This is a genomic window from Gordonia sp. GONU (genome assembly GCF_024733855.1).
GTDB lineage: Bacteria > Actinomycetota > Actinomycetes > Mycobacteriales > Mycobacteriaceae > Gordonia > Gordonia amicalis.
Genome location: NZ_JANRHB010000004.1, coordinates 11,922 through 30,621, shown reverse-complemented (window position 1 = coordinate 30,621; position 18,700 = coordinate 11,922). Strand labels below are relative to the sequence as shown.

13 protein-coding genes are annotated in these 18,700 nt (G+C 66.6%); 9 read left to right on the top strand and 4 right to left on the bottom strand.

Annotated elements, in window-relative coordinates:
- Positions 1-20: 20 nt before the first annotated feature.
- Positions 21-1,754 carry a malto-oligosyltrehalose trehalohydrolase gene (gene treZ / locus NWF34_RS05300; protein WP_006438539.1) on the bottom strand — a complete coding sequence of 578 codons (1,734 nt, stop codon included), beginning with the start codon at positions 1,752-1,754 and terminating at the stop codon, positions 21-23.
- A gap of 354 nt (positions 1,755-2,108) precedes the next feature.
- On the opposite strand from treZ, the gene NWF34_RS05295 reads away from it, so the two are divergent.
- The 9 genes from NWF34_RS05295 to NWF34_RS05255 are packed head-to-tail and all read left to right on the top strand — an operon-like array spanning position 2,109 to position 11,480.
- Positions 2,109-2,966, top strand: coding sequence for an ABC transporter permease (locus NWF34_RS05295; protein ID WP_006438540.1), 858 nt, complete (start codon positions 2,109-2,111; stop codon positions 2,964-2,966).
- A gap of 1 nt (position 2,967) precedes the next feature.
- Positions 2,968-3,834 (top strand): ABC transporter permease, encoded by an 867-nt coding sequence (locus tag NWF34_RS05290; protein ID WP_096274084.1) that lies wholly within the window; start codon positions 2,968-2,970, stop codon positions 3,832-3,834.
- Between the two features lie 10 nt (positions 3,835-3,844).
- The gene (locus NWF34_RS05285) at positions 3,845-5,164 is read left to right on the top strand and encodes an MlaD family protein (protein ID WP_006438542.1); all 1,320 of its coding nucleotides are present in this window, start codon (positions 3,845-3,847) and stop codon (positions 5,162-5,164) included.
- The gene (locus NWF34_RS05280) at positions 5,161-6,195 is read left to right on the top strand and encodes an MCE family protein (protein WP_006438543.1); all 1,035 of its coding nucleotides are present in this window, start codon (positions 5,161-5,163) and stop codon (positions 6,193-6,195) included. Before NWF34_RS05285 ends, NWF34_RS05280 begins: the two co-directional genes overlap by 4 nt.
- Positions 6,192-7,181, top strand: coding sequence for an MCE family protein (locus NWF34_RS05275; protein ID WP_159404766.1), 990 nt, complete (start codon positions 6,192-6,194; stop codon positions 7,179-7,181). The genes NWF34_RS05280 and NWF34_RS05275 overlap by 4 nt, the downstream gene beginning before the upstream one ends.
- Positions 7,175-8,278, top strand: a complete 1,104-nt coding sequence (locus NWF34_RS05270; RefSeq protein ID WP_006438545.1) for an MCE family protein — start codon at positions 7,175-7,177, stop codon at positions 8,276-8,278. The genes NWF34_RS05275 and NWF34_RS05270 overlap by 7 nt, the downstream gene beginning before the upstream one ends.
- Complete coding sequence (locus tag NWF34_RS05265) at positions 8,275-9,432, top strand: MlaD family protein (RefSeq protein ID WP_210737803.1); 1,158 nt, start codon at positions 8,275-8,277, stop codon at positions 9,430-9,432. The genes NWF34_RS05270 and NWF34_RS05265 overlap by 4 nt, the downstream gene beginning before the upstream one ends.
- A complete protein-coding gene (locus tag NWF34_RS05260) occupies positions 9,429-10,601 on the top strand; it encodes an MlaD family protein (protein ID WP_159404767.1) in 1,173 nt (390 codons plus the stop codon). Before NWF34_RS05265 ends, NWF34_RS05260 begins: the two co-directional genes overlap by 4 nt.
- A 27-nt stretch (positions 10,602-10,628) precedes the next feature.
- Positions 10,629-11,480: a hypothetical protein gene (locus tag NWF34_RS05255; RefSeq protein ID WP_006438548.1), complete on the top strand. Its 852-nt coding sequence runs from the start codon at positions 10,629-10,631 to the stop codon at positions 11,478-11,480.
- Between the two features lie 34 nt (positions 11,481-11,514).
- Here the strand turns inward: NWF34_RS05255 and treY are convergent, their stop codons facing one another.
- From treY to NWF34_RS05240, 3 genes are all read right to left on the bottom strand, one after another.
- On the bottom strand, positions 11,515-13,851 hold the full coding sequence (treY, locus tag NWF34_RS05250) for a malto-oligosyltrehalose synthase (RefSeq protein WP_006438549.1): 2,337 nt from the start codon (positions 13,849-13,851) through the stop codon (positions 11,515-11,517).
- Between the two features lie 4 nt (positions 13,852-13,855).
- On the bottom strand, positions 13,856-16,378 hold the full coding sequence (gene glgX, locus NWF34_RS05245) for a glycogen debranching protein GlgX (protein ID WP_375295624.1): 2,523 nt from the start codon (positions 16,376-16,378) through the stop codon (positions 13,856-13,858).
- 117 nt (positions 16,379-16,495) lie between these two features.
- The gene (locus NWF34_RS05240) at positions 16,496-18,673 is read right to left on the bottom strand and encodes an acyltransferase family protein (protein WP_024500339.1); all 2,178 of its coding nucleotides are present in this window, start codon (positions 18,671-18,673) and stop codon (positions 16,496-16,498) included.
- Between the last annotated feature and the right edge of the window lie 27 nt (positions 18,674-18,700).

Below are 18,700 nucleotides of genomic sequence, written 5' to 3'. Positions count from 1 at the left end.
CCGCCCGGCGCGGCTTCGGGCTATGAATCGCGCCGGACGCCGACGATCACGTTGTGTCCGGGTGACACTCCGTCGTCCGGTTGCTCCCAGGCCAGCCGGACGTCGAGTGGCCAGGGGAGTGTCACGGACGCGCCGCCGGGGACGCACACCACCGACCAGTCGGCGCGATGCATCGCGAACCACCCTGCCGCCTCGTCGAATTCGGCGTCGACCGAGGCGAATGCCGGATCATGGAGGGCCGGTTCGGCTTTCCGTAATGCGATCAGTGACCGGTAGAAGTCGAGCACCCGCGCGTGGTCGGTACGGGTGAGCTCCGACCAGTCCAGCTTCGACCGTTCGAAGGTCTCCGGGTCCTGCGGGTCGGGCACGTCCTCACTGTCCCACCCGTGTTCGGCGAACTCCGCCTTCCGGCCCTGCGCGGTCGCCCGGCCCAGCTCCGGTTCGGGGTGCGAGGTGAAGAACTGGAAAGGCGTTGCCGCGCCCCATTCCTCGCCCATGAACAGCATCGGGGTGTAGGGGGACAACAGGACCAGGGCGGCCTTGATGGCGAGTTGCCCGCCGTCCAGGTAGGCACTCGGCCGGTCACCGATCGCCCGGTTGCCCACCTGGTCGTGGGTGCACGTGTAGGCCAGCAACGACGACGCGGGCACGAGGTCGGTCGGGATCGGCCGGCCGTGGCAGCGGCGCCGGAACGACGAGTAGGTGCCGTCGTGGAAGAACCCACCGGTCAGGACCTTCGCGAGGCAGCCGAAGCTGCCGAAATCGGCGTAGTAGCCCTGTCGCTCGCCGGAGACGAGCGTGTGGACGGCGTGGTGGATGTCGTCGTCCCACTGGGCCGCCAGCCCGAGACCGCCGCGAGATCGCGGCATGATCATCCGGGGGTCGTTGAGATCGCTCTCCGCGATGAGTGACAGCGGGCGCCCGAGCTCGGCCGAGAGGGCGTCGGTCGCCGCGGCGAGTTCTTCGAGGATGTGGACCGCACGATGGTCGGCGAGGGCGTGGACGGCGTCGAGACGCAGTCCGTCGATGTGGAATTCGGTGAACCAGCGTAGGGCGGTGCCGGCGATGAAAGCGCGCACCTCGTCGGAATCGGGTCCCGACAGGTTCACCGACGACCCCCACGACGTCGTGCCCTCACTGAGATACGGTCCGAAGTCCGGCAGATAGTTGCCGGACGGTCCCAGGTGGTTGTAGACGACGTCGAGGACGACGCCGAGTCCCTTGGCGTGACAGGCGTCGACGAAGCGGGCGAGTGCGGCCGGGCCGCCGTAGGTCTCGTGCACCGCGTACCAGCCGACGCCGTCGTACCCCCAGTTGTGGGTGCCGTTGAATGCGTTCACCGGCATCAGCTCGACCAGATCGACGCCGAGGGTGACGAGGTGGTCGAGCCGTTCGATCGCGGAGTCGAGAGTGCCTGCGGGGGTGAAGTTCCCGAGGTGCAGTTCGTAGATCACGGCCCCGTGCGCGTCGCGGCCGGCCCAGTCGTCGTCGGTCCACCGGCTCTCGTCGACGCCGAAGAGTGCGGACAATTCGTGGACCCCGTCGGGCTGGCGGACGGAACGCGGGTCGGGCCGGGCCGGGCCGTCATCCAGCGAGAACCCGTAGCGCAGGTCCGGGCCGGTCTCGATCGCGTTGTCCGACGGGACCTGCCACCACCCGCCGGCGCCGGCGGACATCGGCACCGACCGGGTGGGGGAGCCGGGACCGCCGGATCGTACGACGAGGTCCACCTTCCCGGCCTCGGGCGCCCACACCCGGATCTCGTTCACCGAGCGTGGCGGGTGGTAAGGGCCCACATTGGAACGAAGTGGTAGGTATTGTTCCCGTTGGTCGACTGACCAAGTTTTGGTGCTCTGGTCATCAGTCGCGGACGTCGTCGGGGAATTCCTCACATCATGCAAGGTATGTCGGGGCTCTCGAAGGCGCATCGCGCGATACTGTGAGGCCGATCACAATCGCCGGACGAAAGCGGGGTATATTACGGCGACGCTCATGTCCAAGGGGGCACCTCGAGCAGATCAGCCGAGCCGATGCGCACGAGTTGGCGCATCACGTGCTCGGCGACCTGACGGCCGGTGAACGGGTGAGCCGAGACGCAAGGGTAGGGATTGAGCACAGACGCAGTCACCTCGGACGACGAGGAGGTCGGTCGGAAGAGACCGAATGCGGTTCGGGCGTGGTTCGACAAGCATGTCGTCGCGTCCTTCGACACCTTCGGACGCCAGCTGGGCATGTTCGTCGAGGTGTTCCGCACGCTCTTCGTCGACCTCGCCAAGCGGCGGTTCCCGTTCGGTGAGTTCATCCGCCAGTGCGCTTTCATGGCGACCACGTCGGTGTTCCCGACCCTCCTCGTCGCCATCCCGATCGGCGTCATCGTCTCGATCCAGGTGTCCAACATCGCCGGCCAGGTCGGCGCCACGTCGTTCTCCGGTGCCGCCACCGGTCTCGGCGTGATCCGGCAGGGCGCACCCCTGGTCACCTCGTTGCTCCTCGCGGGCGCGGTCGGCTCGGCCATCGCCGCCGATCTGGGTTCGCGCACCATCCGCGACGAGATCGACGCCATGAAGGTGATGGGCGTCAACCCCATCGAGCGGCTGATCTCGCCGCGACTCCTCGCCACCATGGTGGTCAGCTTCCTGCTCTGCGGCTTCGTGTGCTTCGTCGGTTTCATCACCGGCTACGTCTTCAACGTGTACTTCCAGGGCGGTACGCCAGGCAGTTACACGGGCACTTTCGCATCGTTCGCGACGACCGCGGACCTGATGTTCGCGTTGGCGAAAGCGGTCATATTCGGCGCGATCGTGGCGATCGTCGCCTGCGATCGCGGCCTCTCGACGAAGGGCGGTCCCGCCGGTGTCGCGAACTCGGTGAATGCTGCGGTGGTCAACTCGGTTCTGCTCCTGTTCACCGTGAACGTGATCCTCACGCAGTTGTTCGCGATCCTCTTCCCGTCGAAGGTGGTGTGAGATGACCGCGTCACGGTATGTGCCACCCGCGCTCAGGCCCGTGGAGGCCGCCAAAGCCGTCTATCGGGGGCCGCGCGACGCGCTCGCGGCGATGGGTCACCTCATCACCTTCCTGGTCCGGTCCATCGGTGCCGTCCCGCTGGCCTTCCGGCACTACAGCAAAGAGGTCTGGCGGCTGCTCGCCGACGTCGCGTGGGGCAACGGCGCCATCGTCGTGGGCGGCGGCACGGTCGGTGTCATGGTGATCCTCGGGATCATGGGCGGTGCGACCGTGGGGATCGAGGGCTACACCGCGCTGAACCTGCTCGGCATGTCGCCGGTGACCGGCGGACTGTCGGCGTTCGCGACGACGCGTGAGATCGCCCCGCTCCTCGCGGCCACGGCGTTCACCGCGCAGTCGGGCTGCCGCTTCACCGCACAGCTCGGTTCGATGCGCATCGCCGAGGAGATCGACGCCCTCGAGGCGATCGCGATCCGGCCGCTGCCGTACCTGGTCACCACCCGCATGCTGGCCGCGGTGCTCGCGATCATCCCGCTGTACTCGGTGTCGCTGGCCGCCAACTACCTTGCGTGCCAGTTCATGTTCATGGTCCAGAGCGGCCAGGGCGAGGGCACCTACCTGTACTACTTCAACCAGTTCATCGTGTCGTGGGACATGGTGTTCTCGTTCATCAAGGTGATCGTCTTCGTGCTGCTGACGACGTTCATCCAGTGCTACTACGGATACTTCGCCTCTGGGGGGCCCGAAGGTGTGGGAGTTGCTGCCGGACATGCCATCCGACTCGCGATCATCGTCATCGTGTTCGCGAATCTGATCATGACCCTCGTGTTCTGGGGCACCTCGCCCGGAATCAAGATCTCGGGCTGAGGGGGAGCCGGTGAACATCGCGACCGATGGGCGCAACCCATCGCTGCTGCAGTACGTGCTGCGGGGCGTCGCCTTCCTGCTGGTCCTGCTGGTGATCTTCGTGCTGCTGTTCATGCGGTACCAGGGCACATTCAGCAAGACGGTGGCCGTGACCGCCGACCTCGTCGATGTCGGTGACGGTCTGACGTCGGGTGCCGACGTCCGGTACAACGGGCTCATCGTCGGCTCGGTGAAGTCGATCTCGGTCGCCGACACCGGCGAGACCGACGCGACGAAGGTGATCAAGAAGGTCGAGATCGACATCGTGCCCGCGCAGGCCGAGGGCATCCCGGCATCGGTGACCGCGCGGACCGTGCCGTCGAACCTGTTCGGCGTCAACTCGGTCGAACTGGTGCGGCCCGCCGAACCGGGCACCGAGCGGCTGTCGTCGGGCGATTCCGTCCCCGCCGACAAGTCTCTCGAGACGATCAAACTGCAGGACGCGCAGAACGAGTTGAGTGCCATCCTCGACGCGGTGCCGCCGGAGGAACTCGCCCAGGTGCTCGGTGTCATCGCCGACGCCCTCAAGGGCGGCGGTTCGGTGTTCGGTTCGTTCGTCGGCGTGCTGCGCAACTACTTCGACTCGATCAACGCGCAGTTCCCGCCGGGTGCACCCCCGGGGTTCGACAACTTCGACGCCGCGATCAGCGGCCTCGCGGAGTCCGCGCCGGAACTGCTCGACACCCTGGGGCGCAGCGTGATACCGGCGGTGACGCTCGCCGAGAAGCAGCGCGACCTCGCAGCACTGCTCTCCGGCAGCCAGGGACTGCTCGACCAGACGCAGCTGATGTTCGCCCGCAACGGAAACGGCGGTCAGCGACTCGTCACCGACCTCAACCGCATGCTCGGTGCCACCGTCCTCGAACCGAACTCGCTGCCGCAGGCGGTCATCGCGCTCAACAACCTGGCCGCCCGGGTGCTCACGGTCTTCACCGGGACCAACGGACACGTCAAGCTCAACCTCGGTGTGAGCTTCGGTGCGTTCGTGCGCTACACCCGGCAGAACTGCCCGGTCTACAACGGCGGCCCGTACGGGACCTTGCGCGGCCCGGGATGTGTCGGGCCGGGAACCGGTACCGGACCGACGATGTCGGGTCCGCTGCAGATCTACCCGTCCGACGGCATGCGCAAGAACCGGCCGGTGGGCATGGTGACCACCGACTCCGACAACAAGACCCTCGGTGCGGTGCTGCGCCGGGAGCCGTCGGCCGCCGACACGGTCATGCTCGGACCGCTGGTCCAGTCGATCGACGCGCGTGATGCTGCCACCGACCACGGAGGGGGACGATGAGCGCGGCCTCGGATTCGATCCGAAAACCGTTGATCGGCTTCCCGATCTTCGCCATCGCCGCGTTGCTCGTGTCGTATGTGATCTTCTCGACCCTGGAACGATCGGTGTCGGGATCGACGAACAAGTACACGACGTTCTTCACCGACGCCTCGGGTCTCTCCAGCGGCGACGACGTCCGGATGGCCGGTGTCCGCGTCGGCCGCGTCGACAAGATCGAACTCGACAACGGCCGCGCCCGAGTCGAATTCGAGGTGCAGAACGACCAGCAGGTCTACACCAACACCCGTGCCGCGATCCGCTACCAGAACCTCATCGGTCAGCGGTACCTCAACCTGACGCTGGTGGAGGGCCGGGACAGCAAGCCGTTGTCGCCCGGGTCGACACTGGAGTTGCCGTCCGAGGACTCCTTCGACGTCACCAAGCTGCTCGCCGGGTTCCAGCCGGTGTTCGAGACACTCGACGCCGAGCAGGTCAACGCACTCTCGCAGGGTCTTCTCGAGGCCTTCCAGGGCAATTCGGTCTCGCTGAGCTACACGGTCGCCGAGGTGGGCAGGCTCGCCGAGGACACCGCCAACCGCGACATCGTGATCGGCGCGATCATCAACAACCTGAGCACCGTGATGCGTGACCTGTCCCGCCAGGGCGGTCAGCTCGGCACGGTCATCGGGTCGATGTCCGATCTGATCGCGAACCTCAACTCGAACTCGGCGGCGTTCGGCAGTGCGGTCTCCGACATCGGACGCACCGCAAGCGGTTTCGCCGACGTCCTGAGCCGCAGCCGGGACAGCCTCGCCGCCGCCGCGACCGACGGACGGATCGCCACCAAGACGCTCATCCAGAACGGCTCCAAGCTCGACCGGATGGCCGTCGACGCGCCGGTCTTCCTCGGTCACTTCCCGCTGGTACTCGGAGAGGGTGCGTACCTGAACATCTATGCCTGTGACCTCGACGTCGCGATCGGTGACGTCCTGCTGCCGCCGGGGATCTTCAACAAGATCGGTGGCACGAATCATTCGGTGGTGTGCCGATGAACTGGTTCCGTAAGAACTTCCGCAGCAACACCCGGATCTGGTACGGCGTGATCGGCGCGGTCGTCATCGTCGCCCTCCTGCTGGGCGTGACGGCACTGGCGGGCGCGCATCTCGGCAAGAAGACGCTCACCGCGGACTTCGCCCAGGCCGGCGGAATCCGGCCCGGGGACAAAGTGCGGGTGGCCGGCATCGACGTCGGTGAGGTCACCGAGACCGAACTCGCCGGGAACCACGTCGCGCTGACGATGAAGGTCGACACCGACGTGCGGGTGACGTCGAACGGTATGGCCGAGATCAAGATGTCGACGCTGCTGGGTCAGCGCTACGTCGATGTGTCGCTGGGCGATTCGCCCGAGGAGGCACCCGACGGTCACATCGAGCGGACCGCGGTGCCCTACGACCTCAACCGCACCATCGAGGAGGGGGCGCCGATCCTGACCGGCGTCGACGACAAGACCCTCTCGCAGAGCATCCGCACCCTCAACCGTCAGCTCGCCGGTGTTCCCGCGATCACCGAACCGACATTCGAGGCCCTGACGCAGATGTCCGAGGTGATCACCAACCGCAAGGACCAGATCAACCAGCTGATCGCCGACACCAAGACGATCACCATCATCGTCAACGACAATCAGGCGCAGCTCGCGGTGATCGTCGGCCAGGGTCGCGACCTGACCCAGAAGATCGTGGCCCGTGAGGAATTGATCACCCGCCTGCTCGACGGCATCGCCGAACTGACCGAACAGGCCAGTGCGGTGGCGGGTGAGAACGCCAACCAGTTCGCCCCGATCATGGCGAACCTCAACACGATCACGCAGGGTCTCGAGAAGAACCGCAACAACCTGCGCAAGCTGCTGGAGATCCTGCCCGTGACGGCTCGACTGACCAACAACGTCATCGGCGACGGGCCGTACGTGAACGGCTACCTGCCCTGGGGCATCTTCCCCGACAACTGGTTGTGCCTGGCCCGGGTGGTGGACGGATGCTGAACCCGCAGAGACTGCGTCGTTCGACGCTCCTCGTGTGCGTCTCCCTGCTCGGCATCCTGGGGCTGTCGGGATGTTCGATGATCCCGGGAAGCTGGAAGGCCGCATTCGGGCAGGCGATCGAGGTCACCGCGTACTTCGACAACGTCGCCGGCCTCTACGTCAGCAACGACGTCGCGGTGCTCGGCATGCCGGTCGGTCAGGTGACCGCGGTGGAGCCGCAGGGTGACCGGGTCAAGGTCACCATGACCATCGACAACGACGTGCCGGTGCCCGCCGACGCCACGGCCGCCATCGTCAACACCTCCATCGTGACCACGCGCCACGTCGAGCTCACCCCCGCCTACGAGGGCGGACCCAGGCTGGAGGACGGTTCGGTGCTGAAGGAGACCAAGGCCCCGGTGTCCGTCGGGGAACTGTTCGACGCCATCGACGGTCTCGTCGTGTCCCTGAAGGGCGAGGGCCCGGGCTCCGGCCCGCTCGCGGACATGATCGACATCACCTCGGGGATCGCCACCGGCAACGGCGAGGAGATCCGCGCCGCCCTCGACCAGCTGGGCCAGGCGTCGAACGTGGTGTCGGGCAACAGCGATGCACTCGTCGACATCATCGAGACCATCGAGGGACTCACCACCACGCTGGTGAAGAACTACCCGAAGATGACCGCCTTCTCGAAGTCGGTCAACGAGGTGTCCGAGCTGCTCGGCAGCCAGTCACCCGGTCTCGTCGCCACGCTGCGCAACCTCAACCAGACCCTGCAGAACACCACGGCCTTCCTGCAGAACAACACCAACACGATCTCGGTCTCCTTCGACCGGCTCGCCGCGCTGACCGCGAACCTGAGCGACTACTCACGGCAGGTGGTGGAGACCATCGACGTCGGTCCGCTGCTCTTCCAGAACCTTGGCAACTCGATCTCCGCCGAGCAGGGCACCTGGCGCGCCCAGGTCCTGCTGGACAAGTCGCTCGTCGACAACGAGCTGCTCGCCGAGTTCTGTGAGGCGATCAACCTGCAGAAAGACGGCTGCCGCACCGGCAAGCTGAAGGACTTCGGTCCGGACATGGGCATCTACTCCGCGATGCTGGAGCTGACGAAATGAGAGCGGTGACAAGCGCTTCCCTGGGTCGCACGGTCGCTGAACCGGCACGACGCCGCTCCCGCATGCGACGCGGCGCGGTGACGGCGTTGCTCCTCAGCGCGCTGATGGGGCTCACCGGTTGTGGGGTGCTGCCCGGGCTGACCGTCGAGCAGATCCCGCTGCCGGCCCCCGGTGGCATCGGCGACTCCATCAGGCTGACGGCGAATTTCGACAACGCCCTGAACCTGCCGACGCGCGCGAAGGTGAAGCTCAACGGCACCGACGTGGGGCAGGTCGACACCATCGTCGCCAAGGACTACTCCGCGATCGTCACGATGGACGTCAGCAAGAAGACCAAGCTGCCCGTGGGCACGGGCGCCGAACTCCGACAGGCGACGCCGCTCGGAGACGTGTTCGTGGCCCTGCTGCCGCCGCCCAACGCGCCGAAGGGTTTCATGGTCGACGGGGACACCCTGACCGGACCCACCTCCGCGGCGGCGACGGTCGAGGACCTGCTCATCAGCATGAGCGGTGTGGTGGACAGCGGCTCGCTGAACTCGCTCACGGTCATCCTGACCGAACTGAGTGCCGCGGTCGCGACCAACCCGTCGGACCTCAACGGCGCGATCCGCGGACTGACGACCGGTATTCGCAAGCTCAACCAGAGTTCGGCGCAGGTCGACCGGTCACTGGCGAACACCCGGATCCTGACCGGACAACTGGCCGACGGTCGTGCCCAGATCATGGCGTCGATCAACAAGCTCGGCCCCGCCCTCGAGTCGCTGAACGGTCAGATCGGCTCGATCCTGACCGCGCTGGACAAGACCCAGCAGGTGACCTCGGCGACCAATGACTTCCTGCGTACCGACCAGGACAATTTCGTCGAGATGCTCGGTCATCTGTCGACCGTCCTGGCCGGTCTGCGACAGGCGGCGGGTCCGCTCGGTTCGCTGGCCGACAATCTGCACACGTTGACCCCCAAGTGGATCAAGTCCACACCGGGTAGCGCGGCCGCGGTGTCGTCGAAGGTCTACTGGCTCAACCCGGGCGTCGGGTTCGATTCGGCGAGCAGGCTTCCCGAGCTCGAGGACATCGACTCGGGCTCGGCAGCGCTCCAGCAGACCCTCACCCGGTTGCTGGCCCGACTCACCGGAACCAAGGGGTGCTGCGGATGAGCGGCGTATTCGGTTTCCTGCGTAGAAATTCGGTGCTCGTCGGGAACATCGGGCTCGTGCTGGTCATGGTCGTCGGACTCGGTTACCTGGCGCTCGGCACGTTGCGGTGGGAACCGTTCGCGGACAAGTACAAGCTGACCGTCGAGTTCCCGATCTCCGGTGGTCTGCAGGAGACCTCGGGTGTGACGCTGCGCGGTGCGCGTATCGGCGAGGTCGACACCATCCGCGTGGAACCGGATTCGGTGACGGTGAAGGTGACGGTCGACGACCGGTACAAGATCAACCGCGACAGCACCGTTGCGGCGCTGGGGTTGTCGGCGGCGGGCGAGCAGTACGTCGACTTCCAGCCGACCACCTCCGAGGGGCCGTACCTGAAGGACGGCGACGTGATCAAGGCCGGCCAGACCAAGGTCACCGTGCCGTTCTCCGACCTTCTCGAGTCCTCCCTGGATCTCATCCAGCAGATCGATCCGGCCGAACTCCGCTCGGCGGTGGACAATCTGAAGGTCGCGCTGTATTCCGAGGACGGCTCCAACGATCTGGAAGTGCTGTTCGACTCGGGCGGCACGATCTTCGCGCGGCTGTACACCGCATTGCCCGAGACCACGAGGCTGATCCAGAACGCGGGCACCATCTTCAAGACGACCGCCGACATCCAGCCCGACTTCGGGAACACGGTGTCGTCGCTGAGCGACCTGATCAACAACGCCGCCGCCTCCGACAGGGAACTGCGCACCCTGCTCGATCGCGACCCGTCGCAGATGACCAGCCTCGCCGGTTCGATCAATCAGCTCACCGATCCGGTGACCGACGTGATGAAGCAGTTCCTCGACATCGCCGAGCAGGGCGCGCTGCGAGCACCGGCTCTGGCGACGCTGATGCCGTCGATCCGGGACGCGAGCATCAAGAGCCTCACCATGTTCCACGACGGCGCGTGGTGGACTTTCGGTTCGGTGTATCCGCGGCCGAGCTGCAGCTACCCGGTCACCCCGCGTCGGCCGACCAAGGTCCTCGAGCTGACCATCCCGACCAATCTGTACTGTGTGACCGAGGATCCGAACCAGCAGATCCGTGGCTCGGCCAACGCACCACGACCGCCGGGCGACGACACTGCCGGGCCGCCACCGCGTTACGACCCGAATGCCCGCACAGTGCCGCTCGACAAATGACGCCCAGACAAGTTGCGTGACCTGTAGATGACAGACCGTGAGAAGCCAGATCTCGACAAGAACACCGACGTGACCGCGGACAGCGCCACCGGCGAGGAGAGCGGCACAGACGAACTCGGCGCCGGAGGATCGGGAGCCGAGGAGAAGACGACCGCAGCGCGGCAGGCCACGGACGCTGCCACGACCCCGCGCGGAAAGTCGGCTCGTCGCACCGGTTCCGGAGCGGCGGTCAGCGAGCCCGATCCCGAGCCCGGCCCCGCGGCCGCCGGCAAGAAGGAGTTCTCGCTGACGGTCACCGCGAGCGGGATCAAGCGCGCATTCGGTGCGTTGGCGATCGTCGCGCTGATCGTGGCCGGCGTGTTCCTCGGCTGGCGGACCTACACGCTGCAGAGCGAGGCGAATGCCTTCGCCGACGCAAAGACCGCGTCGGCGGATTTCGTCACCAAGCTGGTGACGACCCTCAACGCAGACAATGCGGGCAACTCCAAGGAACTACTCGGTCCGCTGTCGACCGGTGAGCTGCGTCAGCGTCTCGAGCAGGAGCGCGCGGACACCGAGCAGAACGTCGAGTCGCTCAAGATCGAGGTCTCGTCGAAGATCAGTGTCGTCGCGGTCGAGACCGTGGACACCGACACCGCCAAGACGGTCGTGATGGCGGAGGTGACCGGACGCAGCGTCAAACTGCCCTCCGGGGGAACCAGTCTCATGGTGTTCCGGCTCGATCTGAGCAAGGAGGACGGCACGTGGCTGGTCTCGAAGGTCGACGGTCCGCCCGGTAGCCCGAGCGGTCAGATCGACCCCTCGCAGTCGTTGCCGGGGGCCGGTGGGGCACCCGCACCTGCGCCGAGTCCCGCGCCGGCGCCCGCCCCCGCCGGCTGACCGACCGCGGATTCCGCTCCAGCCGCGCGGGAACTCAGTCCCGGACGAGGATCGCGACCGAATGGTCGGCCCTGGCCATGGCCAGGTCGACGGTCTCGTCGTAGACCTTCCCGGTGCGGACATCGCGCCAGCGCACCCCCGAGGGCAGTCCGATGACGGTGTCGATCGCCGCCTCGGGGTCGAGGCTGTGCGTGAACCGTGCGGTGATCACGACGACCTCGGCGACCTCGCGGGAACCGCGGGTGAATGCGACGGTGCGGTCGGAGGCCGGACCGTCGGCGGGAAGGCGGTCATAGGTGCTCGTGGCGCCGAACGCGTCCTGGTATCGGGCACGGACACCGAGCGCGGTCCGTACCAGCTCGGCCTTCGGGTGATCCAGGGATCGACCGAAGTCCACGGGCCGCCGGTTGTCGGGGTCGACAAGCGAGTCCTCCCACCACTCGGTGCCCTGATAGATGTCCGGGACGCCGGGACCGAGTAGAGCTATCGCCTTGCGCGCGAGGCTTTCCTGCCGCCAGGCGGATTCGGTCCGGGCGACGAGTTCACTGACCGCGCTCGCGATCGGTTCGGTGGTGACCTGGGTGATCCACCGTTCGATCGCGGCTTCGAAGTCCTCGTCGACCTCGGTCCAGGTGGTACGAAGACCGGCTTCACGGGCAGCCTTGCGGGCGTAATCGACGATGCGGGTACGCAACTCGTCGGTGACCACCCCGTCGGCGGGTTCTGCGCCGGGCCGGGACCCGGCGGCCGGCCACACCCCGAAGATGTTCTGCAGCAGGAAATAGCACGTCAGGTTGTCCGGGACGTCCGTGCCCAGCCAGACGCGTTCGATGAGCAGGGACCACCGCTCGGGCACCTGGGCGAGGAGGGCGATACGAGCGCGGACGTCCTCACCGCGTTTGGTGTCGTGGGTCGACGTCGCGGTCATCGCGAGCGGCCAGCGGCGGGACCGATCGATGTTGTGGTCGTGGAAAGCGTTGAGCGACACCGACGGGTTCGCCGGATCGCCGCCGACCTCCTGCGCCGACACCAGGCGCGCGGTGCGGTAGAAAAGGCTGTCCTCGACGCTCTTCGCGGTCACCGCACCGCAGGTCTGCGCCAGGCGTGAGGTGGCCGCGCCCGGACTGCGTGTCGCCCGCACGATCGTGTCGAGCGCTCGTGTCAGCGAGGGCTTCTCGGTCGCGATCCGTACGGCTGTGATCTCCAGTCGCGGCCGTAGCGACGGATAGTCCGCCCGGTAGACGCCGAGGGAGGCGATCAGCTCGGCGCACGCCTCGGCGATGGCGTCGGCGTCGGCGGCGGGGTCGGAGTGGGTGATCGCGCGGACGAGTCGACGGAGTTCGGTGGGGAAGGATTCGCGCAGAGTCGTCAGCTTGCGCTGGTGTTCCACCGATGCCATCCACTGCGCATCGCCGGTGTCACCGGTGAGGTGCTCGTTGAGTTCGGTGAGCTGGACGACGCCCGACGGGGCGACGAACAGGGCGTCGATGACGCGCATCTGGTCGTAGCCGGTGGTGCCCTCGACGGGGAGCGTCGGTTCGAGGGGTTCGTCCGGAGCGAGGATCTTCTCGATGTAGAGCAGTCGGTCGTCGCCGACATCGGAGCGGAGTCGGTGGAGGTACTGCTGGGGGTCCCAGAGTCCGTCCGGATGGTCGACGCGGACACCGTCGATGAGGTCCTCGGCGAGGAGTTCGCGCAGCCACTCGTGCGTGGCGTCGTAGACCGCGGGGTCCTCCTGCCGAAGGCCCGCGAGCTCGTTGACGGTGAAGAAGCGGCGGTACCCGATCAGGCCGCTGTTCCACGGCACGAGCTTGTAGTGTTGTCGCGCATGGATTTCCGCGGGCGTGCCGTTCTCGGTGCCGGGTGCCACAGGGAAGGCGTGGTCGTAGTAGCGCAGGTTGCCCTGCTCGTCGATCTCGAGCGGACTCAGGTCACCGTCGGCGGCGACGACCGGGAGTGCGATCTTGCCGCCGGCGCCGTTGTCGTCGCTGAGGTCGATGTCGAAGAACGAGGCGTAGGGCGAACGGACGCCGTGACGCAACAGGTCAGCGAACCAGGGGTTGGCGAGCGCATCCGCCACGCCGGTGTGGTTGGGGACGATGTCGATGATGAGGCCGAGGCCGCGGTCGGTTGCGGCCCTGCGGAGCGCACGCAGACCGTCGACACCGCCGAGGAGGTCGGACACGGCCGGTGGCGGGAGCCAGTCGTAGCCGTGGGTCGACCCGGCCGAGGCGGTTCCGATGGGGGAGAGGTAGACGTGACTGACCCCGAGCTCGACGAGATGGTCGAGCGTCTTCGCGACGTCGGCGAACCCGAAGTCGGCGTTGAGTTGGAAGCGGTAGGTGGCCCGAGGCGTCGGACGTGTGCTCATCGTGTCAGGACGTCTTCCGCAGGACGAGCACGGACCGGCCGCCGACCGTCACCGAATCACCGGACGCCGCAGTCAGATCCGAGTCGCCGGTCGGGTGGGTGGTGTCGAGTTCGCCGGACCATTCGAGCCCGTACTGCTCCGGCGGGAGGTGGAAGTCGATGGGCTCGTAGTGGGCGTTGAAGCAGATGAAGAACGAGTCGTCGACGACCCACTCGCCCCGTTCGTCCTTCTCGCCGAGTCCCTTGCCGTTGAGGAACACCGCGAGACTCTTCCCGAATCCGCTGTCCCAGTCCGCACTGGTCATCTCCACGCCGGCGGGGGTGAGCCATGCGATGTCGAGGGCCTGGTCGCCCCACCGGATCGGCTTGCCGCCGAAGAATCGGCGTCGACGGAACACCGGATGTGCGGTGCGCAGGGCGATGGCCTTGCGGGTGAACTCCAGCAGGTCGGCGTTCTCCTCGGCGAGTGACCAGTCCACCCAGGACAATTCGGAGTCCTGGCAGTACACGTTGTTGTTGCCCTGCTGGGTGCGGCCGATCTCGTCGCCGTGGGCCAGCATCGGTGTGCCCTGCGACAAGAACAGGGTCGCCAGGATGTTGCGCTGCTGCCGGGCGCGCAGCGCGTTGATCTCGGGGTCGTCGGTCGGACCCTCGACGCCGCAGTTCCAGGACCGGTTGTGGCTTTCGCCGTCGCGGTTGTCCTCGCCGTTGGCCATGTTGTGTTTCTCGTTGTACGACACCAGGTCGCGCAGCGTGAAGCCGTCGTGGGCGATCACGAAGTTGATGCTCGCCAGCGGTCGTCGGCCGGTCGCCTCGTAGAGATCCGACGACCCGGTGAGCCGGGACGCGAACTCGCCCAGCGTGGACGGCTCCCCGCGCCAGTAGTCGCGGACGGTGTCGCGGTACTTCCCGTTCCATTCGGTCCACAACGGCGGGAAGTTGCCGACCTGATAGCCGCCTTCGCCGATGTCCCACGGTTCGGCGATCAGCTTGACCTGGCTCACCACCGGATCCTGTTGCACCAGATCGAAGAACGCCGACAGACGGTCGACGTCGTGGAGTTCGCGGGCCAGCGTGGAGGCGAGGTCGAAGCGGAAACCGTCGACGTGCATCTCCAGGATCCAGTAGCGCAGGGAGTCCATGATGAGCTGCAGCGTGTGCGGATGCCGTCCGTTGAGGCTGTTCCCGGTCCCCGTGTAGTCCATGTACATCTCGGGGTCGTCGTCGACGAGTCGGTAGTAGGCCGCGTTGTCGATGCCGCGGAAGCTGATCGTCGGGCCGAGGTGGTTGCCCTCGGCGGTGTGGTTGTAGACCACGTCGAGGATGACCTCAATGTCCGCGTTGTGGAACTCCCGTACCATCGCCTTGAACTCGGTCACCGCACTCGCGGGCTGGTCGGGCGTCGAGGAGTACTCGATGTGCGGTGCCAGGAACCCGAAGGTGTTGTACCCCCAGTAGTTTCGCAGTCCCTTGTCGCGGAGGACGAAGTCCTGCATGAACTGGTGGACCGGCATCAGTTCGATCGCGGTGACACCCAACGACTTCAGGTGGTCGATGATCACCGGGTGGCAGAGACCGGCGTAGGTGCCGCGCAGATGCTCGGGCACCCCGGGATGGGTGGCGGTCATACCCTTGACGTGGGCCTCGTAGATGACCGTCTGGTGGTAGGGCCGGTTGGGCGACCGGTCGTTCTGCCAGTCGAAGTACGGGTTGATGACCACCGAGACCATCGTGTGTCCCAGCGAGTCGAGCGCGGGCATCGGGTTCTCGGGCGCGGGCTGGTTCTCCGGAAGTGGTTCCAGCACAGTCGCTTCTGGGGCCGGTGCGCCGTCGGCGCCGGAATCCTCAGCGTCGGAATCCTCAGCGCCGGAATCCTCAGCGCCGGAATCCTCAGCGCCGGAATCCTCCGTTCCCGAATCCTCGGCCCCCGAATCCTCTGCTCCGGTGTCCCCGGTGTCGGTGTCATCGGCTCCGGTGTCATCGGCTCCGGCGGCGTCCGCGTCCGACGCCTCGGGCGACTCCTCCGTGTCGTCGTGCGTCGGCAGGGGATAGGAGAAGAGCGAGGCGTCGCCGTCGAAGTCGCCGTGAAAAGCCTTGCCGTACGGGTCGAGAAGGAGTTTGCTCGGGTCACACCTCAGGCCGCGGGCGGGATCATAGGGGCCGTAGACGCGGAAACCGTAGAACTGTCCGGGCACCACATTCGGCAGATAGCAGTGCCAACAATAGCCGTCGACCTCTTCGAGGCGGATGCGCCGTTCTTTGCCCTCGCGGTCGATGAGGCACAGCTCGACGGCTTCGGCGACCTCGGAGAACAACGAGAAGTTCGTCCCCGCACCGTCGTAGGTCGCGCCGAGCGGGAACGGGGTGCCCGGCCAGACGGGGATCGGCGCGGGTTCGGGTTCGACGAGCGCGTCGGCCTGAACCGGATCCTCCGGCATGGGGACCGGCGGGGTGTCGGTCGTGCTCGGGTCCGGGTGTTCACCCGTGGTTGGCGAAGCGGTAGTGCCCACCTTCGGAGACGACGTCATGGGTCGACACTAGTCGTGTTGCGTCAGGCGGTCATCTCGGACAGGGCATCATCGGGCAAAGCGGTCACGTCCACCGTTCGCGTGTCCGCGGGTGGACCGCGATGCGGAAGACACAGGTCATGGAACCAGTGGGCCGGTCCACGGCAGTTGGGCCTCCATCTGCCGGCCGAGTTCGTCGGTGAGACTCCGGACATACGTCGCCGAGAGGTGATGGGGATCCTTGTACACGGTGATGTTGCCGACGATCGCCGGGCAGAAGTCGTCGGTGCAGATGCCGTTCGACATGTCCAGCGGGTGGAAGTCTCGGCGGGTGGCGGCGAGTTCGCGCGCCGGGTCCTCTGGAGCGAGGACGGCAGCGCGCCGCGAACCACAGCTCTCCGCGTCGCCGCCGTCGGCGAGGCAGATCGGGGTGTCGATGGTGCCCTTGCCGTTCTTCGGCCACGGGGTGTCCCGCATGCCGAGCACCGGGATGCCGGCGTCGAGGAAGCGATCGAAGATCGGGGAGTAGTCCGGCGGCATCCAGTCGCCGGGCTGGTAGTCGCGCGGACGCGTCGAATTGGTGAAGACGGCGTCGGGTTTCTCGGAGATCACCCGGTCGATGACCCGCTGGCCCCAGTCGTAGCACTCGGGATAGGGGACGCCGCGCTGCTTGGGGATCTTGTTGGTCGACAGCGGGCAACCCATCTTCAGATAGGTCTTGACCTTGAACCCGTTGCGCTTGCCGAGGGTGTCGAGCGCGGAGATCCACATCTCCGCGTGGGAACCGCCGGCCAGAGCGATCGTGCGGGTCGCATTCGGGTCGCCGTAGACGCCGACGTGGATCTCGTTGTCGGTGAAGTCGCTCATGTACCCGTCGGTCGAGGTCTCCGGGAAGTCCTGGATCACCTCCAGGGCCGACGGCTGCGGGTCGAGCGCGGGGACGGGCCACCCGTCGAGCAGTGCGCGCGCACCCGGGTACGACCGCGGGTCGAGATTCTTGGTGTCGACGACGATGTTGTCGACGTGGTTCTCCCACAGCTTAATACCGACGCCGGCCACGACGGTGCCGAGCAGCAGGATCGAGGTCACCACCGACGTGTAGGAGAGCCAGCGCGACCGGCCGTCGCGGGTGCCTCGAGTGAGGGCCGACCGGTCACCGCCGCGGAGCGGGTCCTCGATGTAGCGTTTCGTGAGCCAGGCCACACCGATCGAGAACCCGAGAATCCCGACGCCCTCGAGGAAGTTCGCGTGGTTCTTGTCACGCCAGGTGAGATAGAAGATCAGGAACGGCCAGTGCCACAGGTACAGCGAGTAGGCGATGGTTCCCAGCCACACCGGCCAGGTGCTCGCCAGTATCCGGTTGACCGCGGGCATCGTGTCCGGCGCCGCGTGACCGCCTCGCGCCGGCTTCTGCAGCGCGGTCGCGCCGGCCCAGATGATGAGCAGTGTCGCGCCGACCGGGACCAGCGCCATCGGACCCGGGTACTCGTCGACGCCGTCGATCCAGAAGCCGCAGGTGATGATCAGTGCCAGGGCCACGACGGTCGCGGCGTTGCGCACCCAGTTCGGCACCCGCAAACTCGGCAGCCAGATCGCCAGAAGGCCGCCGGCGAGCGGCTCCCAGAGCCGCGAGATCGTGGAGTAGTAGTTGTACGGCTGGTTGATGGCCATCCCACGATGTGCCCAGTAGAACGACCCCAGCGCGACCACGAACACCGCGGCGCCGACGAGGAACTTGATGACGCGAGAGTCGGCGAACGGACGCGCGAACCGGGCGGCGACTTTCAGGAACCCGGCGAAGGCCAGCGCGACGAGCAGGGTCAGAACGAAGAACTGTCCCTGCATCGACATCGACCAGATGTGCTGCAGCGGGCTGTTCGCCGAACTCGCGGCCAGGTAGTCCTGCGAATTCAACGCGAGATACCAGTTCTGGTAGTACAGCGCGCTCGCGACGACCTCCTGCCCGATGTTGGCCCAGCGCGTCTGCGGCAGGACCACGACGGTGAGGACGGTGACGGCCAGGAGCACGGTGACCAGCGCGGGCAGTAGGCGCTTCAGCAGTCGCTTCAGTCGCGGCCACGGGTTGAGGGTGTCGCGGAAGGTGACGTTCGGCTTCTGGACGTAGATCGCATGTCGCAGTAGTGAACCGAGGAAGAAGTACCCCGACAGGGTGAGGAAGACGTCGACGCCGCCGGAGACCTTGCCGAACCACACGTGAAAACAGGCCACGAGGGTGATCGCGATACCGCGCAGACCGTCGAGGTCGGTGCGGTAGGCAGGGGTCGTCGGCGTCGAGGGGGCCGACTCCGGCGCCACTACTCGGGTCGTCGATGCCACAGGGAA